The sequence below is a fragment of the Cupriavidus phytohabitans genome, from assembly GCF_017815025.1.
Lineage (GTDB): Bacteria > Pseudomonadota > Gammaproteobacteria > Burkholderiales > Burkholderiaceae > Cupriavidus.
The window spans coordinates 1-2,570 of sequence record NZ_JAGIQB010000150.1 but is presented as its reverse complement, the minus strand read 5'-3'; the positions used below and the strand labels follow the sequence as shown (position 1 = coordinate 2,570).

At 62.0% G+C, this 2,570-nt stretch carries 3 protein-coding genes and 1 pseudogene; all 4 read left to right on the top strand.

Translation table 11 applies throughout. The features are described from left to right. Positions 1-150 (top strand): annotated as a pseudogene (locus J8I34_RS35135) (allantoinase); the annotation flags it as partial. A gap of 27 nt (positions 151-177) precedes the next feature. Then, a complete protein-coding gene (gene uraD / locus J8I34_RS33665) occupies positions 178-696 on the top strand; it encodes a 2-oxo-4-hydroxy-4-carboxy-5-ureidoimidazoline decarboxylase (protein ID WP_029045602.1) in 519 nt (172 codons plus the stop codon). 175 nt (positions 697-871) lie between these two features. After that, positions 872-1,939 (top strand): porin, encoded by a 1,068-nt coding sequence (locus J8I34_RS33660; RefSeq protein ID WP_209808511.1) that lies wholly within the window; start codon positions 872-874, stop codon positions 1,937-1,939. A 238-nt stretch (positions 1,940-2,177) separates the two neighbouring features. Continuing rightward, the gene (locus J8I34_RS33655) at positions 2,178-2,423 is read left to right on the top strand and encodes a hypothetical protein (protein ID WP_029045604.1); all 246 of its coding nucleotides are present in this window, start codon (positions 2,178-2,180) and stop codon (positions 2,421-2,423) included. Positions 2,424-2,570 lie beyond the last annotated feature (147 nt).

The following is a 2,570-nucleotide window of genomic DNA, read 5'->3' as shown; positions in this document are numbered from 1 at the left end:
CACTGCCGGCTGCTCGGCCGCCCCGGCCGCTTCCGCGCGCTGCAGCGCTTCCTCGACTACGTGCAGGGCCATGACAAAGTGTGGATCTGCCGCCGTGTCGACATCGCGCGGCACTGGGCCGAGACCCACCCCTACACGCCCGCCAAGTAACACGCTCGCAAGTAAACCGGATTCAGCATGAGCCAGACCTACACCTTAGCCCAACTCAACACCATGCCTGTCGCGGAATTCGTGCAGGTGCTGGGCGGCATCTATGAACATTCGCCGTGGTTCGCCGAGGCCGCTGCCACGCAACGGCCCTTTGCCGATGCCGCCGCGCTGGCGCAGGCGCTGCGCAGCGCCGTGGATGAAGCCGGCGAGGCCGCGCAACTGAAGCTGGTGCGCGCTCACCCGGAGCTCGCCGGCAAGGCCGCGGTGCGCGGCGAACTGACCGCCGAATCCACGCGCGAGCAAAGCGGCGCCGGCCTGAACCTGTGCACCCCTGAGGAATTCGATCGCCTGCAGGCGCTCAACGCCACGTACAACCAGAAGTTCGGCTTCCCGTTCATCCTCGCCGTGCGCGGCTACGACCGCCACGGGATCATCGCGGAGTTCGCGCGCCGCGTAGAAAACTCGCCGAAGGAAGAGTTGCAAACTTGCATCAACCAGATCCATCGCATTGCGCAGTTCCGACTTGACGACTTAGTATCCGCCTGAGAAAAAAAGCGTCACCTGTATAACAAAAAACGCTGTACCCGATGCCGCCGGCACCCAAAGCACCACACCGCACCGAGCCTGAGTCAGGCGGCACGAATATAAGACATTAAAAGAACCCGACAGGGACCCAGTACACAACGTTCCAAGCAGGATCCAAAACCACGGAGGTCTAAACATGCAGAAGCAGTACAAGCCGGCAATGAAGCTGGCGGCGGTAGCGGCTACCCTTCTTTCCGGCACGGCCATGGCCCAGTCCAGCGTGACGCTGTACGGCCAGGCCGACATGTTCGTCGGTGCGGTCAAGAGCCCGGGTGTAGGCGAGCGTGCATGGGTCGCAAATTCGGGCGGGATGCAGACGTCTTACTGGGGCATCAAGGGCACCGAAGACCTGGGCGGCGGCACCAAGGCCCTGTTCGACCTGAACGGCTTCTTCCGCACCGACAACGGCAACAGCGGCCGCTTCACCGGCGACTCGATGTTCAGCCGCAATGCCTACGTCGGCCTGCAGAACGACAAGGCCGGCACGATCAAGCTGGGACGCAACACCACGCCGTACTTCGTGTCGACCATCCTGTTCAACCCGCTGATCGACTCGTACGTGTTCTCGCCGACGATCTTCCACACGTACTTCGGCGCGACCAGCGGCGCGGTGGTGGATCCGGGCATCATCGGCGATTCGGGCTGGAACAATTCGGTGCTGTACTCCACGCCGAACTTCGGTGGGCTGACCGCCAACTTCATCTACTCGTTCGGCGAGCAAGCCGGTGCCAACGGCAAGAACAAGTGGGGCGGCAACCTGATGTACTTCAGCGGCCCGTTCGCGGCCACCGTTGCCTACCAGCAGGTGCGCTTCAACAACGTGCCGACCGACATGTCCGACGCCGGCCTGTCGCGCCAGGACGCCGCCCAGCTCGGCCTGTCCTATGACTTCAAGGTGGTCAAGCTGTTCGCGCAGGGCCAGTACATCAAGACCCGCGCCACTACCGCGCCGTCCGGCGACACCAAGCACATCGACGGCCAGTTCGGCGCCTCCGTGCCCATCGGCGCCGGCAGCCTGCTGGCCTCCTACGCCTATGGCAAGGTCGACAACTCGCTGGGCGACTTCAAGCGCAACACCTTCGCCGTGGCCTACGACTACAACCTGTCCAAGCGTACCGACGTGTACGCCGCCTACTACTACGACAAGATCACCGGCATCGAGCACGGCGATACCTTCGGCGTGGGCGTGCGCCACAAGTTCTGATGGCGTAACCGCCTCACCTGCCGTCCTGAAGCCCGCCTTTCCGGCGGGCTTTTTATTGCACCTGCACCAGTCACTTGCAGCAGGAAAACATCACGGAATGCTGCGCTGCGCCATTAGATGCCAAGCCAGCGGCGGATCGGAAGCCTTCGCCCCATAGGGGGATTCAATTGGAAGCACTCACTGGCGCTACCTAGATTGGTGTTCCAGGCCTCAAAACTCCATCCCAGAGAGGTGACTCATGCGGCGATATGCGAAGACGCGATCCGAATTGATGGCCATCCTGAACCAGTGCCTCGACAACAACCCCGAGTGCGGCGAATGCGAACTGCACGCGGTGCGAATGCACCAGCCTGACCATACCGGATGCAACTGGAGCGCCGAGGTCGATTTCCGACAGGAGTACGTCGAAAACCTCGACACCCAGCTGGCCGCGGCCAAGTCCATCATCGTGGTCATGCGCGAGCAGTACAACGTGCTGCAATAGCCACCGCACCGAATGCCTGCTGCGCGTACCGTGCGGCAAGGCAGCAACAAGCAAAAAGCCGGGTCATCGACCCTAATGCCGTTCAGTTAAGAGCTGAATGGCATTTTTGTATGGAGCGTCAGAGGAAGTTGTAAACCTTGCGCCGAG